This is a genomic window from Streptomyces griseochromogenes, from assembly GCF_001542625.1.
Lineage (GTDB): Bacteria > Actinomycetota > Actinomycetes > Streptomycetales > Streptomycetaceae > Streptomyces > Streptomyces griseochromogenes.
In genome coordinates, this window is record NZ_CP016279.1 from 10,468,695 (window position 1) to 10,488,525 (window position 19,831).

General features: G+C 71.4%; 20 protein-coding genes, 1 tRNA gene and 1 riboswitch. Of the genes, 7 read left to right on the top strand and 14 right to left on the bottom strand.

Annotated features, from left to right (window positions below):
• The first annotated feature begins 173 nt into the window (after positions 1 to 173).
• The 3 genes from lhgO (at position 174) to AVL59_RS45805 (ending at position 3,684) form a co-directional block, all read left to right on the top strand.
• The gene (gene lhgO, locus AVL59_RS45795; protein WP_067316257.1) at positions 174 to 1,391 is read left to right on the top strand and encodes an L-2-hydroxyglutarate oxidase; all 1,218 of its coding nucleotides are present in this window, start codon (positions 174 to 176) and stop codon (positions 1,389 to 1,391) included.
• Positions 1,392 to 1,536: 145 nt separating this feature from the next.
• Entirely contained in the window at positions 1,537 to 2,379 is an 843-nt protein-coding gene (gene trmB, locus AVL59_RS45800) for a tRNA (guanosine(46)-N7)-methyltransferase TrmB (RefSeq protein WP_208870560.1), read from the top strand.
• Between the two features lie 18 nt (positions 2,380 to 2,397).
• On the top strand, positions 2,398 to 3,684 hold the full coding sequence (locus AVL59_RS45805) for a PrsW family intramembrane metalloprotease (protein ID WP_067316260.1): 1,287 nt from the start codon (positions 2,398 to 2,400) through the stop codon (positions 3,682 to 3,684).
• Positions 3,685 to 3,807: 123 nt separating this feature from the next.
• Here the strand turns inward: AVL59_RS45805 and AVL59_RS45810 are convergent, their stop codons facing one another.
• The 4 genes from AVL59_RS45810 to AVL59_RS45825 form a co-directional block, all read right to left on the bottom strand.
• A complete protein-coding gene (locus AVL59_RS45810; RefSeq protein WP_067316262.1) occupies positions 3,808 to 4,752 on the bottom strand; it encodes an aldo/keto reductase in 945 nt (314 codons plus the stop codon).
• 72 nt (positions 4,753 to 4,824) lie between these two features.
• Positions 4,825 to 5,853, bottom strand: coding sequence for a M23 family metallopeptidase (locus AVL59_RS45815; RefSeq protein ID WP_067316264.1), 1,029 nt, complete (start codon positions 5,851 to 5,853; stop codon positions 4,825 to 4,827).
• Positions 5,854 to 5,862: 9 nt separating this feature from the next.
• Positions 5,863 to 6,029, bottom strand: a riboswitch (cyclic di-AMP (ydaO/yuaA leader).
• 290 nt (positions 6,030 to 6,319) lie between these two features.
• Positions 6,320 to 6,393 (bottom strand) — tRNA-Met (locus AVL59_RS45820).
• Positions 6,394 to 6,458: 65 nt separating this feature from the next.
• The gene (locus AVL59_RS45825; protein WP_067316266.1) at positions 6,459 to 7,589 is read right to left on the bottom strand and encodes a dihydrofolate reductase family protein; all 1,131 of its coding nucleotides are present in this window, start codon (positions 7,587 to 7,589) and stop codon (positions 6,459 to 6,461) included.
• A gap of 67 nt (positions 7,590 to 7,656) precedes the next feature.
• Here AVL59_RS45825 and AVL59_RS45830 point away from each other — a divergent pair, with 67 nt between their 5' ends.
• The 3 genes from AVL59_RS45830 to AVL59_RS45840 all read left to right on the top strand — a co-directional run bounded on the left by AVL59_RS45830 (position 7,657) and on the right by AVL59_RS45840 (position 10,211).
• Positions 7,657 to 8,187, top strand: coding sequence for a MarR family winged helix-turn-helix transcriptional regulator (locus tag AVL59_RS45830; RefSeq protein ID WP_067316268.1), 531 nt, complete (start codon positions 7,657 to 7,659; stop codon positions 8,185 to 8,187).
• 131 nt (positions 8,188 to 8,318) lie between these two features.
• On the top strand, positions 8,319 to 8,954 hold the full coding sequence (locus tag AVL59_RS45835) for a GTP cyclohydrolase II (RefSeq protein ID WP_067316270.1): 636 nt from the start codon (positions 8,319 to 8,321) through the stop codon (positions 8,952 to 8,954).
• 213 nt (positions 8,955 to 9,167) lie between these two features.
• Positions 9,168 to 10,211 carry a GAF domain-containing protein gene (locus AVL59_RS45840; RefSeq protein ID WP_067316272.1) on the top strand — a complete coding sequence of 348 codons (1,044 nt, stop codon included), beginning with the start codon at positions 9,168 to 9,170 and terminating at the stop codon, positions 10,209 to 10,211.
• A 249-nt stretch (positions 10,212 to 10,460) separates the two neighbouring features.
• On the opposite strand, the gene AVL59_RS45845 is transcribed toward AVL59_RS45840, so the two are convergent.
• The 6 genes from AVL59_RS45845 to AVL59_RS45870 all read right to left on the bottom strand — a co-directional run bounded on the left by AVL59_RS45845 (position 10,461) and on the right by AVL59_RS45870 (position 16,598).
• Positions 10,461 to 11,663, bottom strand: a complete 1,203-nt coding sequence (locus AVL59_RS45845; protein ID WP_067316273.1) for an alpha/beta hydrolase family protein — start codon at positions 11,661 to 11,663, stop codon at positions 10,461 to 10,463.
• A gap of 69 nt (positions 11,664 to 11,732) precedes the next feature.
• Entirely contained in the window at positions 11,733 to 12,416 is a 684-nt protein-coding gene (locus AVL59_RS45850; RefSeq protein ID WP_067316275.1) for a LuxR C-terminal-related transcriptional regulator, read from the bottom strand.
• The gene (locus AVL59_RS50185; protein ID WP_237281827.1) at positions 12,407 to 13,906 is read right to left on the bottom strand and encodes a sensor histidine kinase; all 1,500 of its coding nucleotides are present in this window, start codon (positions 13,904 to 13,906) and stop codon (positions 12,407 to 12,409) included. The genes AVL59_RS45850 and AVL59_RS50185 overlap by 10 nt, the downstream gene beginning before the upstream one ends.
• A 359-nt stretch (positions 13,907 to 14,265) precedes the next feature.
• The gene (locus AVL59_RS45860; RefSeq protein WP_067318553.1) at positions 14,266 to 14,931 is read right to left on the bottom strand and encodes a nitroreductase; all 666 of its coding nucleotides are present in this window, start codon (positions 14,929 to 14,931) and stop codon (positions 14,266 to 14,268) included.
• A gap of 170 nt (positions 14,932 to 15,101) precedes the next feature.
• Positions 15,102 to 15,830: an SDR family oxidoreductase gene (locus AVL59_RS45865; RefSeq protein WP_067316279.1), complete on the bottom strand. Its 729-nt coding sequence runs from the start codon at positions 15,828 to 15,830 to the stop codon at positions 15,102 to 15,104.
• A gap of 99 nt (positions 15,831 to 15,929) precedes the next feature.
• On the bottom strand, positions 15,930 to 16,598 hold the full coding sequence (locus tag AVL59_RS45870) for a nitroreductase (protein WP_067316280.1): 669 nt from the start codon (positions 16,596 to 16,598) through the stop codon (positions 15,930 to 15,932).
• 139 nt (positions 16,599 to 16,737) lie between these two features.
• On the opposite strand from AVL59_RS45870, the gene AVL59_RS45875 reads away from it, so the two are divergent.
• Positions 16,738 to 17,388, top strand: coding sequence for an FMN-dependent NADH-azoreductase (locus tag AVL59_RS45875; protein WP_067316282.1), 651 nt, complete (start codon positions 16,738 to 16,740; stop codon positions 17,386 to 17,388).
• Between the two features lie 238 nt (positions 17,389 to 17,626).
• Here AVL59_RS45875 and AVL59_RS45880 read toward each other — a convergent pair whose 3' ends face one another.
• The 4 genes from AVL59_RS45880 to AVL59_RS45895 all read right to left on the bottom strand — a co-directional run bounded on the left by AVL59_RS45880 (position 17,627) and on the right by AVL59_RS45895 (position 19,782).
• Positions 17,627 to 18,112 carry a MarR family winged helix-turn-helix transcriptional regulator gene (locus AVL59_RS45880; protein WP_067316284.1) on the bottom strand — a complete coding sequence of 162 codons (486 nt, stop codon included), beginning with the start codon at positions 18,110 to 18,112 and terminating at the stop codon, positions 17,627 to 17,629.
• 113 nt (positions 18,113 to 18,225) lie between these two features.
• The gene (locus AVL59_RS45885) at positions 18,226 to 18,651 is read right to left on the bottom strand and encodes an arsenate reductase ArsC (protein WP_067316286.1); all 426 of its coding nucleotides are present in this window, start codon (positions 18,649 to 18,651) and stop codon (positions 18,226 to 18,228) included.
• 28 nt (positions 18,652 to 18,679) lie between these two features.
• Entirely contained in the window at positions 18,680 to 19,414 is a 735-nt protein-coding gene (locus AVL59_RS45890) for an aquaporin (protein WP_067316288.1), read from the bottom strand.
• Complete coding sequence (locus AVL59_RS45895) at positions 19,411 to 19,782, bottom strand: ArsR/SmtB family transcription factor (RefSeq protein WP_067316289.1); 372 nt, start codon at positions 19,780 to 19,782, stop codon at positions 19,411 to 19,413. The genes AVL59_RS45890 and AVL59_RS45895 overlap by 4 nt, the downstream gene beginning before the upstream one ends.
• Between the last annotated feature and the right edge of the window lie 49 nt (positions 19,783 to 19,831).

Below are 19,831 nucleotides of genomic sequence, written 5' to 3' on the forward strand. Positions count from 1 at the left end.
CCGATGCGTCTGCCCGGCTGATGCGGGTTCGGGGCTGGGGAGGGCGTCTGTGGTTGATCGCGCCCACGCGGCGGAGCCGCACATCGGCACAGTCCCGCGTCCCTTCGGGCCGCGCTTCGCCCTCCCGAGTTTGAAGGCGTTGTCAGTGGCGCAGTGCACTATCGAGGTGGGAGGTGGTGCAGGTGCGGGCGGGTGCGTACGACTGTGACGTGCTGGTGGTCGGGGGCGGGATCGTCGGGCTGTCCACGGCGTATGCGATCACGCGGGGCGCGCCGGGTACGCGGGTGACCGTGCTGGAGAAGGAGCCGGGCCCGGCCCGGCACCAGACGGGGCGCAACAGCGGGGTCATCCACAGCGGGATCTACTACCGGCCGGGCTCGCTCAAGGCGCGGTACGCGGTGCGGGGCGCGGCCGAGATGGTGAAGTTCTGCGCCGAGTACGGCATCGCGCACGCCGTCACCGGGAAGCTGATCGTGGCCACCGAGCGGGAGGAGCTGCCGCGGCTGCACGCGCTCGTGCAGCGGGGCCGGGAGAACGGGATTCCCGTGCGGGAGCTGCGCGCCGCGCAGATCGGCGAGTACGAGCCCGAGGTGCGGGGCCTGGCGGCCATACACGTCGGTACGACCGGTGTGTGCGACTTCGTCGGCGTCGCCCGGCAGCTGGCGCGGGCCTCGGGGGCGGAGATCCGCTACGGCGCGCGGGTCGTGCGGGTGGACCGGCGCCCGGAGCGGGGCGTGGCCGTGCTGACCGCGGCCGGGGACGTCGTGCGCGGGCGGGTGCTGGTGAACTGTGCCGGGCTGTACTGCGACGAAGTGGCGCGGCTCACCGGGGACGAGCCCGGGGTGCGGATCGTGCCGTTCCGGGGGGAGTACTACGAACTGGCGCGGCCCGAGCTGGTGCGGGGGCTGGTGTATCCGGTGCCGGATCCGGCGTTCCCGTTCCTCGGGGTGCATCTGACCAGGGGGATCGACGGGGGTGTGCACATCGGGCCCAACGCGGTGCCGGCACTGGCCCGTGAGGGGTACGGGTGGGGGGTCGTACGGCCTCGGGAGCTGGCCGGGACGGTGGCGTGGCCGGGGTCCTGGGTGATCGCCCGGCGGCACTGGCGGTACGGGGCGGGGGAGCTGCGGCGGTCGGTGTCCAAGGGGGCGTTTCTGGGAGCCGTGCGCAGACTGCTGCCCGCGGTGGAGGTGGAGGATCTGGTGCGGGCCCCTGCCGGAGTGCGGGCGCAGGCGGTGTTGCGGGACGGGACGCTGGTGGACGATTTCCTGATTCGCGAGGGGGCACGGGCTGTGCATGTGCTGAACGCGCCGTCTCCCGCGGCCACCGCTTCACTGCCGATCGGCCGGGAGGTCGGGCGGCGGGCACTGGAGATGCTCGGCTCGCTGTAGTGCCGTCCCAGGGGCTCCCGGCCTCCCTGGCCCCCGGCCGATGGCCGCCCTCCCCCGGCCGATGCCCACCCGGCACCCGGCCGATGGCCGCCCTCCCCCATCCCGACTCGGTGGCCCGAGAAGGCGCCGTAAAATCGGTCTCACTGTGTCTGACTCCCTGAATGCCCCCGAAGCCCCGCGGCCCGCTGCCGGCGAGTCGTCGTCCGTGCACATCCCCGGCGTGTCCGTCCGGCACACCCGGGCCAAGGGGGAGCCACGGTTTCCGGACGGGCCCAAGGCCGACCCGGCCGGGTCGCACTTCGAGCGGCGGATCCGGAGTTTTCAGCCGCGCCGTAGCCGGGTGACGGCCGGACAGGCCGATGCGCTGCAGCGGCTGTGGCCCAAGTGGGGGCTGGACATCGACGGGCAGCGGGTCATTGATCTCGGCGAGCTGTTCGGCAACGACAAGCCCGTCGTGCTGGAGATCGGGTTCGGGATGGGCGAGGCCACCGCGCAGATGGCCGCCGGGGACCCGGACACCAATGTCCTCGCCGTCGACGTGCACACGCCGGGGCAGGGCAATCTGCTCAATCTCGCCGACCAGAACGGCCTGTCCAACGTCCGGGTGGGCAACGGGGACGCGATCATCCTGCTCAGGGAGATGCTCCGGCCCGACTCGCTGGACGGCCTGCGCGTGTACTTCCCGGACCCCTGGCCCAAGAAGCGGCACCACAAGCGGCGGCTGATCCAGCCCGAGTTCCTGTCGCTGGCCGCGACCCGGATGAAGCCGGGGGCGCTCGTGCACTGCGCGACGGACTGGGAGCCGTATGCCGAGCAGATGCTGGAGGTGCTCACCGCGCACCCGGACTTCGAGAACACGCAGGACGACGGCGGTTTCGCGGCGCGTCCCGAGTTCCGGCCGCTGACCCGTTTCGAGGGGCAGGGACTGGACAAGGGACATGTGGTGAACGATCTGCTCTTCCGTCGCGTACCGCATCAGGACCAGTAGCGAGCAGAGGTCGATGCCTTGGCCACCAGCCCTCCGTACCCGACCTACTCCCCCGGCCCCGGACGCGGAGCGCATCCGCACTGGTGGCAGCGCCGATGGGTGCGCTACGGAGCGCTGATGACACTGCTGGCGCTGTCCGGCCTGGTCATCCTCGCGCTGGTGCGCCGGCAGACCGGCACGGAAGGCTTTCTGGTCGGGCTGGGGCTCGCCGTCCTTCCCGTGCCCTGGCTCATAGCCGCCTTCCGCTGGCTGGACCGGGTCGAGCCGGGGCCCTGGCGCAACCTGGTCTTCGCCTTCGCCTGGGGCGCCTGCGCGGCCGCGCTGATCGCCATCGTCGCCAACAGCTTCGCGACGAAGTGGATCGCCACGGCGACCGCCGACCCCGCCGGGGCCGACACCCTCGGCGCGACCGTGATAGCGCCCGTCGTGGAGGAATCGGCCAAGGCCACGGCCGTGCTGCTGGTCTTCCTCTTCCGCCGCCGGGACTTCACCGGGATCGTCGACGGTGTCGTGATAGCCGGGGTCACCGCCACCGGGTTCGCGTTCACCGAGAACATCCTCTACCTGGGCACGGCCTTCGGCGCCGACCAGCTCACCGGCGACCGCGGCATCGCCTCCGTCACCGCCGCCACCTTCTTCGTGCGCATCGTGATGTCGCCGTTCGCGCACCCCCTGTTCACCGTGCTCACCGGCATCGGCTTCGGCATCGCCGCGCTCGGTGCCGAACGGCAGCACGTCCGGCGTGTCCTGGTCCCGCTCGGCGGGCTGCTGCTCGCGATGAGCATGCATGCCTTCTGGAACGGCTCCTCGTCCTTCGGCGAGTACGGCTTCTTCGCCGTCTACGGCGTCTTCATGGTGCCCTCGTTCGGGCTGCTGACCTGGCTGGCGGTCTGGACGCGGCAACGGGAGCTGCGGACCGTACGGGAGGAGCTGCCCGCGTATGTGTACGCCGGGTGGCTGGGGCCCGCCGAGCCGTTCGTGCTCGGGTCGATGCGGGCGCGGCGGATGGCCAGGGACCACGCCCGGCAGCACTTCGGGGGGCGGCCCGCGGCCCGGGCCGTCGCGCAGTACGAGGCCTACGCCACCTCGCTGGCGTTCCTGCGGCAGCGGGGCCGGCGCGGGCGGGCCGGGGCCGACTTCGCCGTACGGGAGCGGGAGTTGCTCGCCGAGCTGTGGAGGCGGAAGGAGGTGGCCCGGCCGGCGTTGGAGTACGCGGCACGGGCATCCGCTCCGGCGCCGGTGTTCTGGGCGCCGTACGGGTATCCGGCGATGCCGCATCCCGCGTACAACCCGTATCGGTCGTAGCCGTCCGGGCTGCGGAGAGTTCGGCACCTCCCCCACTGCCTCAAGGGCGTGGGGGACCCCCCCCCGGCGCACGCCGTCGTGTCTGTCCGTCGTGTCTGTGCGCCGTCGCGACGGACAGCAGGTTCAGGCGGAAGCCTGGGTCAAGCGGTCCAGTTCCTCCTGGGTCAGCCGCAGCTCCGCCACCCCCAGCAGCGCCGGCAGCTGCTCCACCGTCCGGGCCGAGGCGATCGGGGCCGCCACCGTCGGCCGGGCGGCCAGCCAGGCGAGGGCGACCGTGGCCACGGAGGCCTCGTGGGCGGTGGCGATCTCGTCGAGGGCCGCGAGCACCTTCTGGCCGCGCTCGGACTCCAGGTGCCTGGCGGCCGAGCCGGCGCGGGCGCTGTCGACCCTCGTGCCGGGGCGGTACTTGCCGGTGAGGAACCCGGAGGCCAGGGCGTAGTACGGGACCGCCGCGACGCCCGCACGGGCGGCGAGGTCCTGCAGCGGGCCCTCGTAGGTGTCACGGGAGACGAGGTTGTAGTGGGGCTGGAGGGCCACATAGCGGGCCAGGCCCTCGCGCTCGGAGAAGTCGAGGGAGGCCGCGAGCCGCTCCGCGCCGATGTTGGAGGCGGCGATGTGCCGTACCTTGCCCGCCCTCACCAGTTCGTCGAGGGCGCCGATGATCTCCTCGACGGGCACGTCGGGCTTGTCGTAGTGGGTGTAGTAGAGGTCGATGTAGTCGGTGCCCAGACGACGCAGGGACGCGTCGGCGGCCGCCTTGATGTTGGCCGCGGACAGGCCCTGGTAATCCGGGTGCTGGCTGACCTTGGTCGCGATGACGACGTCCGAACGGTTGCCGCGGGACGCGAGCCACTTACCGATGATCGTCTCGGACTCTCCGCCCTTGTTGCCCTCGATCCACGCCGAGTAGGAGTCGGCGGTGTCGATGAAGTTGCCGCCGGCGGCCGTGTAGGCGTCGAGGACGGCGAAGGAGGTCTCGTCGTCCGCGGTCCAGCCGAAGACGTTGCCGCCGAGAGCGAGCGGGAAGACCTCGAGGTCGGAGGAACCGAGTTTGCGCAGAGAAGTCATGCTTCATGCCAACACCGGCGGTGGGTGATCACATTCCGCCGCCGGTGCCGCATTCCCGTGCCGAGAGACCCGTCAGGGGGTGAGGCCCTTGCCCCGCAGCCACGCCATCGGGTCGATGCCGGTGGACTGGCCGTTCGGGTGGACCTCCAGGTGGAGGTGCGGGCCGGTGACGTTGCCGGTGGCGCCGATGCGGCCGATGACGTCACCGGTGCTGACCTTCTGGCCGACGGAGACGCCGATCGAGGACTGGTGGCAGAACCACAGCTCGGTGCCGTCGTCCAGGGTGAGGACGGTGCGGTAACCGTAGGCGCCGGCCCAGCCCGCCTCGGTGATGGTGCCGCTGTGGATGGCCTTGATGAGGGTGCCCGTGGGGGCGGCGAAGTCGAGGCCGGTGTGGTAGCCGGAGGACCACATCGAGCCGGGCTGGCCGAAGGTGCCGGTGATCGTGTACGAGACGACCGGCAGCTTGTACTGCTTGGCCAGCTCGGCCAGGCGCTCTTCCTCGGCCTTCTTCTTCGCGGCGGCCTCGGCCTTCTCCTTGGCGTCGGCGGCCTTGGCGGCGGCCGCCTTCTGCGCCTTGGCGGCCGCGTCGGCGGCCTGCTTCTCGGCGGTGGCCAGGGCGGCCGCGGTGGCCTTGCTGTCGGCCTTGCTCTGCTGCTGCTCGGCCTGCGCCATGATCCGGTTGCGCAGGGCCTCGCCGGCGTTGCCGTCCTGGTCGCTGTCGGCGGAGGTCACACCGACGTTGCTGAGCGCGGCCTTGGGAGCGTCGGAGGCGGAGGAGCCGTCGTCGAACAGGGAGCCGACGGAGCCCAGGTCCGGCATCGAGAGGGACACCGGCGGCTTGCCGGTGTGGGCGCTGGCCATGCCGCCCGCGCCGACGGCGGCTATGACACCGACGCCGAGGACGGTGGAGCTGCGGGCGAGTCCGCCGCGCTGCTTGGCGACGCGGTGCCGGCCGCGTACCGGGCGGATGGACTCCTCGGTGGGGTTCCACTCCTCCCAGGGGCCCTCGTCGGTGCGGTAGTCGCCGTAGCCGAAGGTCTCGGACTCACGCTGAGCCGGCATGAACGGGGCTTCTGGGGCAGGCCGGTTGGACGCCACGCGGGCGTACTCCTTTCCTTCCTCCGCCTACCGGGTTAGCTGACGGGTTCGGAGCAGGAAGGTCTCCTACGCGCGTATACCGGTCGTGGATTCAAGCGGTTCACGACGGCATCCGCGCGATTCACCCCAAGGTGGTGGTTCCCCGGTTCCCTCACGGGATTCGGCGCGTGCGCACGGAGCCGCCTCGGGTGACGGCTGGGACGACCGCGCTGCGTTATCGAACGTTAATAGACCCCGAGGCCAGATTCCAAGCCGTTCGGCTTGATCATTAACGGAATTCAGGGCGGACGTACACGTCACGACCGGCGGAAATCGGGCGAGTTGGCCGACGTTCAGGAGTCACAGCGGTTTTGATGGTGACTCAGATGTTATGCGGAGGGCTTCCGTCCGGTCACCGTGGGTGAGGATGGCCGGGCAAACACTCAGGGCCGGAATCCATTGCTGGATTCCGGCCCTGAGCCTTCAGTAGCGGGGACAGGATTTGAACCTGCGACCTCTGGGTTATGAGCCCAGCGAGCTACCGAGCTGCTCCACCCCGCGTCGTTGTGTCTCAAGCATACGTCATCCGCAGGACACGATGCACACGGGTTTCCGTGAGGCTCCGTTCAGGGCAGCAGGTGCGCGTTCGGCGCCTTCGCCCGGCCCTCGTGTTCCGGCAGCAGTACGACGTCCACGCCCGCGGTCAGCAGCACCCCGCTCCCGTCGGCCGCCGCGACGAACGTGTCCGGCTCCCGCCAGGCCGTGACCACCCGGCCGACCCCCGCCCGCAGGATCAGCTCGGCACACGGCGCGGGGCGGGAGGCGCGGCGGGAGCAGGGCTCCAGGCTGCTGTAGACGGTCGCGCCGGGCAGGCGCGGGTCGGCGGGGTCGATCTTCGCGAGGGCCGCCTCCTCCGCGTGCACCACGGGATCACCCCCTTCGCGCGAGTGGCCGCGCGCCAGCTCCGTGCCGTCGGCGGCGACCACCACCGCGCCGACGCTGAACGCCGTCCCGGAGGGAGGGCACAGGGCGGCCAGGTCGCAGGCGGTGCGCAGCCAGTGGTGGTCGGCGGCGGCCACCGGGCCGGCGCCCGGCGCGGTGGGCTCGTAGCGCATCAGCACGACGTCCTCGATCCGGCGGGTCTCGATGAGCCGGAGCCGGCCGCCCTGGTACGCCCCCGGGCCGAACAGACGCGGTGCCGCCGGGTCGCCGACGAACAGGGGGGCGAGGACGAGCTGGAGCTCGTCGGCGAGCCCCTGCTGGAGGAGCTGGGTGTGGACGGTTCCGCCGCCCTCGACCATCAGGCGCCGTACGCCGCGCACGTCGTGCAGGTGTGCCAGCAGGGCGCGCCAGTCGAGGCCGGGGCCGAGGGAGACCACGTCGGCGGTCCGGCCGAGGACGCGGGACGCCCGCTCGGCGCCCTCGCCCGTCGTGTACACGAGCTTCTCGCCGCCCGTGTGCCAGAAGTTCGCGGCCGGGTCCAGGTCGCCGGTGGCGGTGACGGTGACCTTCAGCGGGTACGCGGGCCTGCCCTCGGCCGTGCGGGCCGCGCGGCGCTCGGGGGAGTTCACCAGCAGGCGCGGGTTGTCGGCGCGGATGGTGCCGGCGCCGATCAGGATGGCGTCGACCGAGGCCCGTACCTCGTCGACCCGGTCGAAGTCGGCCGGGCTGGAGAGCAGGAGTCGTTCGGGACCGGTGTCGTCCAGGCAGCCGTCGAGGGAGACGGCGGCGGAGAGCAGGACGTACGGGTACGGCATCGGCGCGGTCTCCCTGGCGAGCGGTCGCGGTCTTGGTTCAAGTTTGAAACAAACTTACACTGGCGGCATGACGACCCGCTGGCTCACCCCCGAGGAGCAGCGCGCCTGGCGCGCCTACATCGCCGCCTCCCAGCTACTGGAGGACGCGATCGACCGACAGCTCCAGCAGGAAGCCGGCATGCCCCACCTGTTCTACTCCGTCCTGGCCAACCTCTCCGAGGCACCCGACCGGCGTCTGCGCATGACCGACCTCGCCGAGAAGCTGAAGATCACCCGCAGCCGGCTGACGTACGCGGTGACCCGGCTCGAGCGGGACGGCCTGGTGCGCCGCGAGGACAGCTGCCAGGACAAGCGCAGCTCGCTCGCGGTGCTGACCGACGCGGGGACGGCCGTGCTGGAGCGCACGGCACCCGGGCATGTCGAGACGGTCCGCGCGACCCTCTTCGACCGGCTCACGCCGGAGCAGGTGCGGCAGCTGGAGGAGATCTGCACGGGGATCACGCGCGGGCTGCAGGGCGACGAGGCCGAGGCCGGGGCGGGCGACGTCCCGTGGCGCCGCCGGTCGTCGTGCCCCTCCTCCCGGCCCGAGGGCTCCTGAGCCACACCCGCCACACGCGAGGCAAGCCACACCGGCCGCACACGAGGCAATTGCTTTAACTTTGAAGCATAGGGTAGGGTCTCCACGACCGACTGCTTCAAAACTGAAGCAACTGCCTCGGAGGGACCCGCATGCCCGACACCCCCGCCGCCACACAGCGCGCCCGCGTCCGGGTACCGCTGCGCTTCCACGACGGTTACCGCGTCGACGCCGAACTCGTCACCTTCCACGGTCTCGCCGACGGACAGGAGCACGTCGCCGTCGTCCTCGGCGATCCCGGCCCCGTTCCGCTGGTCCGCCTGCACTCCGAGTGCCTGACCGGCGACGTCTTCGGCTCGGCCCGCTGCGACTGCGGCCCCCAGCTGCGCGAGGCGGTCGAGCGCATCGCCGACCGCGGGGGCGTCCTGCTCTACCTCCGCCAGGAGGGGCGCGGCATCGGTCTCTACAACAAGCTCGACGCCTACGCCCTCCAGGACCAGGGCCTCGACACCTACGAGGCGAACGCCGCGCTCGGCCTGCCCGAGGACGCCCGCGACTACACGGCCGCCGCGCAGATGCTGCGGGCCCTCGGCATCGGGGAGCTGGATCTGCTCTCCAACAACCCCGACAAGGCGGAGCAGTTGCGCTCGCTGGGGGTCGTCGTCCGCGACCGGGTGCCGACCGGCGTCTTCACCACGGCGCACAACGTGCGTTACCTCCGCGCGAAGGTCCTGCAGACGCAGCACACTCTGCCGCTCGCGGAGCTGAGCGAGCTGAGCGCGGGCTGACGCCTCGGTCTCCACGGCCGCCGGCGACCGTGGAGGCCGAGATCGAGGCCGGGGGGGCCGAGGCCGGGCGGTCGACCGGCTTCGGCGACCCGGCGAGCCGCTGGAGAGGGCAGAAGGCGGTGTCCGGCTCGAAGGACGGGGCCGGACGACTGTCCAGGGCGGCGACGGAGACGTAAACTCATCGCAAAGCCACCCGATGAGGGTGTGGTGCACATGAGTCCTTCCCACAACCTCGTGAGGCCGCTCGAGCAGGTGACGGCCTCCTACCGCTCCGCGCGGCCACGTCCGCCGCGCGAGGTGACCGACGCACGGAGAGCCGACCAGCTCGCCGCGTGGGTGGCTCTCAGCCTGGACGAGCCGTCGGCCCTCAAGAACCTGCAGGACGCGGCGGCGGAGCTGCGTGACGTCCCTCAGCTGACCGTTGTGCTTCCGCGGGTCACCGGAGCGGCGATGGCGCTGATGGGTGCCGAGTTCGGGAACATCCAGTTCATGGACCCGCGCGACGGCTCGCTGATCCTGGTCACCCAGTCCGGCTTCAGACGCGAGTTCCTCGATCACTTCGCGGTGGTCCGTGACAGCCTCTCCGTCTGCGGACGGGCCGCCCGGCAAGGCGCCCAGTCCGTCTCGGAAGACGTCCGCGACGACCCGGCCTTCGCACCCCACCAGAAGATCTTCCGTGCCGCGGGGGTCCGCTCGGTCCAGTCCACACCGCTGGTCGATCACACCGGGCGGCTGATGGGGATGATCTCGACGCACATGTCACAGCCCGGCCGGCCGTCCGATCAGGACCTGCGGATCATGGATCTGTACGGGCAGCTCGCTGGCGAGGTCATCGCACGGCACCTGGCCGATGGCGGTGCCGACGGCCATCCGGCCGGCCTTCCGTACGGCGCCTCCGCTCGCGATGAGCGCATGGCGCTCCTCGCGAGGGCCGGGACCACGAGTGGGACGACACAGTGGGTGTACCGGGTGGACGAGCCGTACGGTTCCGGCGGGTGCCGCACCTACGGCATCCATCCCAACCAGTGGCGCGGAAGGATCACCGCCGACGGCCCGGACCAGGACGCCGAGTACACCGCGGCACTTGTCGCCCGCGAACTGAGAGCCGAATGGAACATCCACGGCCCCGGATCCGCGAGGCCCGTCCATGTGCACGTCTGGCGCGGCTGGGAGGGCACCCACCGGGACGCCGACTTCACCTTGGAGATCCAGCCCGACCTCGACGGGAGGCACCGCCCGGCGACCGACTCGGCGTAGGGGCGGCTGCGTCGTCCACGTGGCGTGCGCGCGGCCTCGGCCACGACGGGTGGCCGAGCTACGACGGGTTTGCCGAGCGCCAGTCCCACCGCCGTGCCGGTGGTGAACGACGCGAGCGCCGGCACACGTCGCCGCTCCTCGCGGATCACTCCCTTGTCGAGCAGCGCCTGACGGGCGGCGGCGAAGGCCTCCCGACGCAGTGCAATTCCGTAGGCCCTGTGGCGACCGGAAGCGACGCGGGCCGGCGCTTCATGGGATGAACTTCACCTCCGGGAAGGCCGGGCACGGGCCGTCGAGCAGGTGCCCCTGCCCCCGGTGCCGCAGGTGCAGGTCGAAGAAGGCGAGCGGGTACGCCTGCTGGATCCGGACCGCCCGGGTCGGATCGAGGGTGCCGATCCAGCCCCGAAGGTCCGCGTCACTCATCCCGAGGGCCTGTGCCAGCTGTGGGATCAGGAACTGGACGTCGCAGTACGACGAGTGAACCGCGCCCTCCGCGTGGACGTTGAGCCGCCATCCCCGCAGGCGGTCCCAGAACTCGGCGACGCTCGGCTGTGCGGCCCGGGAGTTCTCGGCGGTCATCAGCATGAACGGCCGGTCCAGATCGGTGGTGATCATCGGCTGCATCGGCCCGTCGAAGCTCAGCCCGGCCCGGACGCGCCGGTCCTCGCTCATCACGAAGGCCGTCGCCGTCGCGCCTTTCGACCAGCCGAACATGCCGATGCGCCGCGGATCGAGGGCGCCGAGCAGCCCGGTCGGCGGCGGGCGGTGTCCGGCGTCGGGGTTGCGACCGGCCGCGAGGTCCTCGACGCGGTCGAGGACGAACCGGATGTCGGTGGCGAAGTCACGTGGGGTCAGGGCAGGTTGGTCGAGCGGGACCGTGAGCCGGCCATCGGGGAACACGCTGAACGCGTCGTACGTGTGGTCCACCGTGACCACCGCATACCCGTGGCTGGCGAGCTCCTGCACCACGATGGTGGTGTCCGCCCGGTGATCGTGCGCGCCGTGCGAGAAGACGACGACGGGCAGTCGTCGGCCCGTTCGCAGCACCGGGGCGCCCTCGTGGGCGGCCGTGAGCGGCGCCACCGTGACATCGGCCGGAAAGTCCGCCGCCGTGAGGAGGGCCCGCGCCACGGCGGGGGACGCCCAGGGGGCCAGCGGATACCGTTCGACGGCCCGGGCGGGGTACCAGACGGCGGCCATCAGCTCGCGGTGATGCCCGGGGCCGGCCACGGGATCGGGACGTGAAGTGTCGACGAGGTGCAGGGGTACCGTGCCCACCGGGTACGGCCCGGTGGGCGCAGGCAGGGTGAGCCGCACCGGGCCCGGGGCGGTCGAAGCCGCCCGCGCCGGGCGTGCGACGCCCATCGGCACGGCGGCCCCAACCGCCAGCGCGGCCGCGAGCGTACGACGGCGCGTCATTCCTTCTCGGTTCATGAACGGTGTGGTGGTCACGGACCCTCCCTGGGTTTCTGGACAGCACTGGGCCGCCGCCCGGCGCGGCGGGGTTCGGTCTTGATCAGCTCAATGGCTCGGTGGGACGCGGCCGTCACGCGGCACGGACATGAGGTGGGCGAGCACGGCCAGCACGCGGCGGTTGTCGTCGTCCGAGGGGGCGAGATCCAGCTTGGTGAAGATGCTGGTGCTGTGCTTGGACACGGCCTTCTCGCTGACGAAGAGCCGGTTCGCGATGGCGCTGTTGGAGCGTCCCTCGGCCATGAGTTCGAGCACCTGGCGTTCCCGCTCGGTCAGCCTGGAGAGGTGTTCGCGTTCGCCATGGCGGTGACGGCCGAGCAGTTTGGTGACCACTTCGGGGTCCATGACCGTGCCACCCGCGGCGACCGTACGGATCACGTCTACGAACTGGTCGTCGCTGAACACCCGGTCCTTGAGCAGGTAGCCGACCCCTCCGGCCTGATCGGCCAGCAACTCCTGGGCGTAGATCTGCTCGACGTACTGCGAGAGGAGCAGGATCGGCAGCCCGGGTATCCGTTCCCGGGCGGACAGCGCCGCACGGAGTCCGTCGTCGGTGTGGGTGGGCGGCAGTCTGATGTCCACGATCGCGAGGTCCGGCCGGAACTCCAGCAGCGCGTCGAGCAGGCCGGGCGCGCTGTCGGTGGCCGCCACGATCTCGAACCCACGTGCCTTGAGGAGTCTGACCAGCCCTTCCCGGAGCAGAAAGAGATCTTCCGCGACGACTACGCGCACGGCACCTCCATGGCCACGATCGTCGGCCCCCCGGGTGGGCTGCTGACCGCCAGGATGCCGTCGAAGGCCGCCAGCCGTCGCTCCACCCCGGCCAGCCCGGTGCCCCGGGCGGGATCCGCGCCACCCACCCCGTCGTCGACCACCTCGATGCGCAGCAGCCCGTCCGTCCGGGCCATCCGGATCTGGAGGCGGTGCGCCGAGGCGTGCCGGACGGCGTTGGTGACCACTTCGGCGACGGCGAAGTAACAGGCCGACTCCAGGGGGGCGGCGAGCCGCTCGGGCAGATCGATCTCGGTCTCACAGGGCAGGGGCAGGTCCAGTGCGAGCGCCCGGACCGCCTCCCCCAGACCCCGGTCGGCCAGCATCGGCGGGTGCATCCCTCTGATCAGGCCGCGCAGTTCCGCCAGTGCCGCCGCCGAGGCGGCGCGGGCCTCCACTACGAGCACGGCGGCCTCGTGCGGATCGCTGTGGATCATCTCCTCGGCGACCCGGAGGTTCATCCCGATGGTGACCAGCCGCCCCTGCGCGCCGTCGTGCAGATCCCGCTCGATCCTGCGCAGCTCCGCGGCCGCGGAGCTGACCGCGTCGGCCCGCGTCACCGTCAGCTCCCGCACCCGCCGGGCCAGCGCCGGGTCGGGCCCCCGCCCGAGCAGCCGTCCGGCATCCGCCAGCACGGTCCTCGGCAGCAGCCAGAGCCCGAGGGCCAGCAGCACCGCCCCCTGGATGCCGCCGAGGACCGATGCGTGGTGAGCCACCATCTCAAAGGGGCCGGACGGTGCCGGCATGCGTGGGGAGCCGAACTTCCGCACCTCCAACAGGTGTTGCCCGAACCCGCTCTGGGCGACGTCGTACGCCCCGATCCCCACCAGCCCCAGGGCCGCCAGGTCCGCCGCCGCCCTCGGCCACCGCACCAGCCCGGCCACGACGGCCGCCAGCAGCGCCAGCCCGACCAGGTAACTCATCACGGCCGGCCCGATCCCGGTGCCCGGCGACGCGGGCTGCCACAGATCGAGGCCGAGCAGGTCACCGGTCATCACCACGACGGCGGGCAGCAGCAGGGCCCAGCGCGCGGACCTGAGCGCATCGGCTCCGGCCAGGCGCTCGGGCCTGCCGTCCGCCGGCCGGCGCAGAGCCGCACCGGCGAAGGCGGCAAGCACCGGGATGCTCACACAGCCCACCAGGACATTCAGGGGTGTCAGGCCGTAGGAGACAGGGGAACGCGTGAGCGCATGAGTGGCCCAGTACGTCCATTCCAGCAGTTCACCGGTCACCGCTGCGACCACGGGCAGTACCCACCCCCTGGGCACGCGCGCCGAGGGGAGCAGCGTGGTGGCCAGCAGACCGGCCATCAGCAGCCCTCCCGCGAGCAGCCCGTCGGGTTGGAGATCCGGCGCGATCACGACGTAGCCACCCGTTCCGGCGGTGTTGTGCAGGGCGAGCAGCAGAGCCGGCACACTGCCGTACGCGGCCGTACCCAGCAGTCCCGCCACCACCGGCCAGCCGATCCGCCCAACTGGCCGCGCAGGACGCCCCGTTCGATCCCGCGCCTGCTCCGCCCTGAAGGCCAGCACAGCGCAGACCGCGGTCAACGCCACGAGCACGCCCTCCGGCCAGGGTGCCCCACCCACCGGAAACGGCCACATATCCGACCCTCTTCTCGTCTCCAGACCACACGCTGTGGTCTGGAGATCATGCTGCTGCGAAGGGTCCAGCAGGTGCCATGGGCCGAAACCTACTTCCGGGGTAGGCAAACACCTACCCGTGCCGGGCGCTCAGCGGGCCTGGGCGTACTGACCGGTTGGACGTTCAGGGGCAGGGGACGGCGTCCATCCGTCCCGCGGTCGCGCATCTACCCCTCGACGAACGTGACCGTCTCGTCGAGCGGCGCCCGGCCCGTACGGGCGTAATCCACCGTGACGTCCTCGAACCCGATCGACATGCCGCAGAAGAGGATGAGCTCGTCCGGTGGTGACAGGATCTCCGCGACGGTCCTGCGATACACCGACCACGCCATCTGCGGGCAGCTGTGCAGCCCTTCGGCGCGCAGCAGCAGCATGACGGTCTGCAGATACATGCCGACGTCGGACCATTGAGGCCGGCCCATGTCGCGGTCGATGTAGCAGAACAGGGCGGCGGGCGCACCGAAACAGTCCCAGTTCGCGGCAGCGGCCCTCTGACGCGCCTCCCAGTCCTCGCGCTCAATACCAAGTGCGCTGTAGCGCTCATGGCCGAAGGCGGATCGCCGCTCGTGGTACGGAGATTTCAGTGCGGGCGGGTACATCTCGTACTCCCGCTCGTCCCAAGGGTCCCCTGAGGCCACGCGCTCTCCGGCGCGCTTCTTGAGCTCGGTCAGCGGTCCACCGGTCACCACGTAGGCGCGCCACGGCTGGAGGTTCGATCCGGACGGTGCCCAGGCCGCGGCGGACAGCACCCGCTCCAGTACCTGCCTCGGGACGGGCCGGTCGGTGAACCCGCGCACCGCCCGCCGGCTCGTGACCGCCTCATAGACATCCAAGATCATCCACCTCCCTCATCGGCGCTCCCCGTGTCCGCTCATCGACGATCCGGGACCACACGATGCGACGAGGCCCGCGGCCGGATCCCCGTCCGGCTCAGGCCGCCGCACCCGGCGGGCGCAGCGAAAAGACCGCCGGGCCGGGACAGGACACGCAGGAGGCGGTGAGGTCAGGAGAGCCAGTCGGCGTAGTGGGTGGGGGCGAGGTGGGCGTCCTTGTCGGTGAGGACGTCGCCCTTGACGGCGGCGAACATACCGGCGGTGGGGTCGGTGACGACGGTGCGGCTGTCGCCCTTGTGGGACAGGGTGATCCGGCCCAGCTCGTCCAGGGTGAAGATGTCGGGGCCGGCGATGCTGCGGATGCCGTTCAGCGGGGCACCCGCGGCGACCTCCGCCACCGCGGCGGCCACGTCCTTGGCGGCGATCGGCTGGATCGGCGTGGCGGGCAGCCGGACGGTGTCGGCGTCGGCGGTCCAGGACAGGACGGCGTCCATGAACTCCATGAACTGCGTCGCGCGGACGATCGAGTAGGGGATCGTCCCGGCGGCGAGGAGGTGCTCCTGGAGCGTCTTGGCACGGTAGTAGTCCAGCTCCGGCACCTGGTCCGTGCCGATGATCGAGAGGATGACGACGTGGCCGACGCCGCCCTTGCGGGCCGCGGCCAGAAGGTTGTCCATCGAGGTCTGGAAGAAGGCCGGGGAGGCTTCGTCGAAGGTCGGGGAGTTCGTCAGGTTGACGACGACGTCGGCTCCCGCCACCGCCTCGTCCAGTCCCTGGCCACTGATGACGTCGACACCGGTGGACTTCGAGTGGGGTACCGCCTCGTGCCCGGCGGCGGACAGGTTCTTGACGACCTGCGACCCGATCAGTCCGGTGCCGCCGATGACTGCGATCTTCATGGCATGCCTTTCATGGGGGTTATGTGCGGAATATGGCATATAAACGGTTACATGGGCGGGGCAAGGAACGGCACCTCGGCCGACCGGGGAAGGGCGCCGTCACAGGCCGTCGACGAACGTGACCGTCTCGTCGAGCGGCGCCCGGCCCGTGCGGGCGTCGCCCACGGTGGCGTCCTCGAACCCGATCGACATCCCGCAGAAGAGGACGAGCCCGTCCGGGGGTGACAGGACCTCCGCGACGGTCCTGTGAAACTTCGCCCAGGCCATCTGCGGACAGCTGTGCAGCCCCTCGGCACGCAGCAGCAACATGACGTTCTGCAGATACATGCCGACGTCACCCCATTGGGCCGGGCCCATGTCGCGGTCGATGTAGCAGAACAGGGCGGCGGGCGCGCCGAAACAGTCCCAGTTCGCGGCAGAGGCCCTCTGACGCGCCTCCAGGTCCTCGCGCGGGATACCGAGCGCGCCGTAGCGCTGCTCGCCGAAGGCGGACCGCCGCTCGCGGTAGGGGGACTTCAGCGCGGGTGGGTACATCTCGTACTCCGGCTCGTCCCAGGAGTCGCCCGCGGCCAGGCGCTCTCCGGCGCGCTTCTTGATCTCGGCCAGCGGCGCACCGGTCACCACGTAGGCGTGCCACGGCTGGAGGTTCGATCCGGACGGCGCCCAGGCCGCGGCGGACAGAACGCGCTGCAGCGTCTCCCTCGGGACAGGGCGGTCGGTGAACCCGCGCACCGCCCGCCGGCTCGTGACCGCCTCGTAGACGTCCATGATCGCCCGCCTCCATCCGCTCAACGGGTACCTTCGCTACACTCACGACGGTAGCACTCAATACCGTATCGAGTGAAACTAACTTCGAATCCCCGGCCCCTGGTTCCCCGCCTCGGGCACCACACCTTGGAGAAAGCCCATGGCCACGCTGCTGCACATCGACTCGTCCGTGTTCCCCGGCGAGGCGTCCTCGTCCCGTTCGGTCACGGCCGCCTTCCGCAAGACCTGGCAGGAGCAGCACCCGCAGGGCACGGTGATCTACCGCGACCTCGCCGCCGACCCCGTCCCGCACATCACCGCCGACGCCTGGTCCGCCGGATACGCCGCACCCACCGACCGCACACCGGAGCAGTCCGCCGCGTTCGCCGCCCGCGTGAAGCTCATCGAGGAGCTGGAGCGGGCGGACGCCGTCCTGATCGGCGCCCCCATGTACAACTTCTCGATCCCGTCGACCCTCAAGGCGTGGCTGGACAGCGTGCTCCTGCTCGGCCGCACCGCCGGCGAGACCCCCTCCGCCCAGGGCACCCCGGTCATCGTCGTCGCCAGCCGCGGCGGCTCCTACGCGCCGGGCACCCCGCGCGAGGGCCACGAGTTCGTACAGAACTACCTGGAGGCCGTCCTCAAGGGCGCCCTCGGCCTGGACCTCGACTTCATCGTCCCGGAACTCACCATGGCTCCCCGCAACCCGGCCATGTCCGCACTGGTCCCCCTCTACGAGGCGTCCCGCAGGCGCGCCTTCGAGGAGGCGGCCACCAAGGCCAGGGAACTCGCGGAGCGTCTCGCCGCCTGACCCACCGTGCCGCAGACGCCGCGTGACACCTCACCCCGGGACGTCGCACGGCGTTCTCGGCGCCGACACCCTCTCCGACGCTGCTCGTGGCGCCCGCATCCGAGCGAAGCCCTGACCAGCCACCAGTCGCGGGCCGGCGCGCGGCGACGACGGCCGCGGCTCTCAAGGCCCGGTTCGCCGCGGAAGCCGCATGCGGCCAAGAGCGCCGACGCGGCCCGCGAGGGGTGCGCGGGGGCGGCTACGCCTCGTCGTCCGCGGGATGGGCAAGCCGGGTCAGGAGATCCGTCAGCCGCTCGGGCCCGCCGTGCCCCAGTTCGGCAACCAGACGCTCGGCCAGCGGCTCCGCCGCCACATGGGCGGCATCGAAGAGCTCCAGTCCCTGAGGTGTGATCTCCACCGCCCGCACCCGCCGGTCCCCCGGAACGGCCTTGCGCACCGCAAGACCCTTGCGCTCCAGGTCGTCCACGATGCGCATGATCCCGGCCTTGTCCGACCCCGTCGCCGCCGCCAGATCCCGCTGCACGGTGGGCCCGTGATTGACCAGCTCGATCAGCACCGCGAAATGCCGCAACTCGATGCCGAGCGGCCGAAGCGCCTCCCCCATCACCGCGGCCGCACGCCAGTGCGCCCGGCGCAGCAGCAGGCCGAGAGCGAAGGGCGAGGGATCCCCGGGACGGTCGGTCGCACGCGAGGCGGTGGTGTGGTGAGGAACATCGGCGGCCATGAGGCCAGACTACTTCATTCGATACGGTATCGTTTAAAACTAAATGCGCCGAAGCCGGTCCTCCGGTCTCGCTCGACAGCCGAGCAGCCGGTCGAACCGGCCCGGGTGCCGGCTCAGGCCGATGCCGCCGGAATCCCGAACTCGGCCAGCAGAGCGCGCACTCGCCGCTCGATCTCGTCCCGGATCGGCCGGACGGCGTCCACACCCTGGCCCGCCGGGTCGTCGAGCTGCCAGTCCAGGTATCGCTTGCCGGGGAAGACGGGGCAGGTGTCCCCGCAGCCCATCGTGATCACCACGTCGGAGGACTGTACGGCCTCGGTGGTGAGGATCTTCGGCGTCTCGGCGGAGATGTCGACGCCGACCTCCTTCATCGCCTCTGCCACCGCCGGGTTGACGGCGTCGGCGGGCGCGGAGCCGGCCGAGCGCACCTCGACGGCGTCCCCGGCGAGGTGGGCGAGGAAAGCGGCGCCCATCTGGGAGCGGCCGGCGTTGTGGACGCAGACGAACAGCACGGAGGGGCGCGGGGCGGCAGTGCTCATGGCGGGTGTCCTTGCGAGCGGAGGGAGGTCAGGAGGAGGCGGGTTCGGGCTCGCCGTGCGGGACGACGACGTCCGCCGTACGAGGAGGACGACGTCCGTACACCATTGCCACGGCGCCCAGCCCGAGCGCGGCGCCGACCGACTGGGCCGCGATGAACGGGACGAGAGAGGCGGGGGCGATCCCGGCGAAGGTGTCGGTGAAGGCGCGGCCGACGGTCACCGCCGGGTTCGCGAACGACGTGGAGGAGGTGAACCAGTAGGCGGCCCCGATGTAGGAGGCCACCGCCGCCGGGGCGAGCGAGGCGCGGCCGATCCGGTCGAGGCCGAAGATCAACAGGATCAGCCCAGCCGTGGCGACGACCTCGCCGAGCCACAGGTGGCCGGCGGAGCGGTCGTGGGTGGAGAACTCGACCAGGGGTCTTGCGAACATGGCGTCGGCCAGGATCGCGCCGCCGATCGCCCCGGCGACCTGCGCGGGAACGTAAGCGGCCACCTCCCGCAGGGCCGGGCCGGTGCCGGTGCGGCGGCCCGTGAGCCAGGCGGCCAGGGTGACGGCGGGGTTGAAGTGCGCTCCCGAGACCGGCCCGAGCAGCGTGATCAGCACGCCCAGGCCGAAGACGGTGGCCAGTGAATTGGCCAGCAACCGCACGCCGACGTCGTGCGACAGCTCGGTCGCCTGGATGCCGGAACCCACGACCACGGCCACCAGCAACCCGGTCCCCACCGCCTCGGCGGCAGCGCGGCGGCCGAGGGGCGCCGTCACGCCGTCACTCCCGTGCTCTGCCGGGTCGTCAGGAAGGCGGCGAGCCGGTCCAGGGCGCCGGGCAGCACCCAGTAGTACACCCAGGTGCCGCGGCGCTCGCAGTCGATCAGGTCGGCCTGCCTCAGCAGCTTGAGGTGGTGGGAGATCGTCGGCTGGGAGAGGTCGAAGGCCGGCGTCATCTCGCACACGCAGACCTCGCCGCCCTCCCGCGAGGCGATCATCGACAGCAACCGCAGCCGGACCGGATCACCCAGCGCCTTGAAAACCTTCGCCAGTTCCGAGGCACGTTCCTCGTCCAGCGGCGCGCCGGCCAGGCCCTGGCAGCAGTTGGCGTCCTGGCCGACCACCTCAAGCTCTTGCTTCGACATACCTCTATGTTGACGTTTTTCGATCCAGCGCGCAAGGTTGCATCAACGA

Bases quoted from the DNA above. Each gene is read 5' to 3' on its own strand.
- AVL59_RS45840 (WP_067316272.1), top strand. From the start codon at position 9,168: ATGAGTCCTTCCCACAACCTCGTGAGGCCGCTCGAGCAGGTGACGGCC.
- AVL59_RS45885 (WP_067316286.1), bottom strand. From the start codon at position 18,651: ATGAGCACTGCCGCCCCGCGCCCCTCCGTGCTGTTCGTCTGCGTCCAC.
- AVL59_RS45835 (WP_067316270.1), top strand. From the start codon at position 8,319: ATGCCCGACACCCCCGCCGCCACACAGCGCGCCCGCGTCCGGGTACCG.
- AVL59_RS45870 (WP_067316280.1), bottom strand. From the start codon at position 16,598: ATGGACGTCTACGAGGCGGTCACGAGCCGGCGGGCGGTGCGCGGGTTC.
- AVL59_RS45880 (WP_067316284.1), bottom strand. From the start codon at position 18,112: ATGGCCGCCGATGTTCCTCACCACACCACCGCCTCGCGTGCGACCGAC.
- AVL59_RS45830 (WP_067316268.1), top strand. From the start codon at position 7,657: ATGACGACCCGCTGGCTCACCCCCGAGGAGCAGCGCGCCTGGCGCGCC.
- AVL59_RS45875 (WP_067316282.1), top strand. From the start codon at position 16,738: ATGGCCACGCTGCTGCACATCGACTCGTCCGTGTTCCCCGGCGAGGCG.
- AVL59_RS45865 (WP_067316279.1), bottom strand. From the start codon at position 15,830: ATGAAGATCGCAGTCATCGGCGGCACCGGACTGATCGGGTCGCAGGTC.
- AVL59_RS45895 (WP_067316289.1), bottom strand. From the start codon at position 19,782: ATGTCGAAGCAAGAGCTTGAGGTGGTCGGCCAGGACGCCAACTGCTGC.
- AVL59_RS45810 (WP_067316262.1), bottom strand. From the start codon at position 4,752: ATGACTTCTCTGCGCAAACTCGGTTCCTCCGACCTCGAGGTCTTCCCG.
- AVL59_RS45825 (WP_067316266.1), bottom strand. From the start codon at position 7,589: ATGCCGTACCCGTACGTCCTGCTCTCCGCCGCCGTCTCCCTCGACGGC.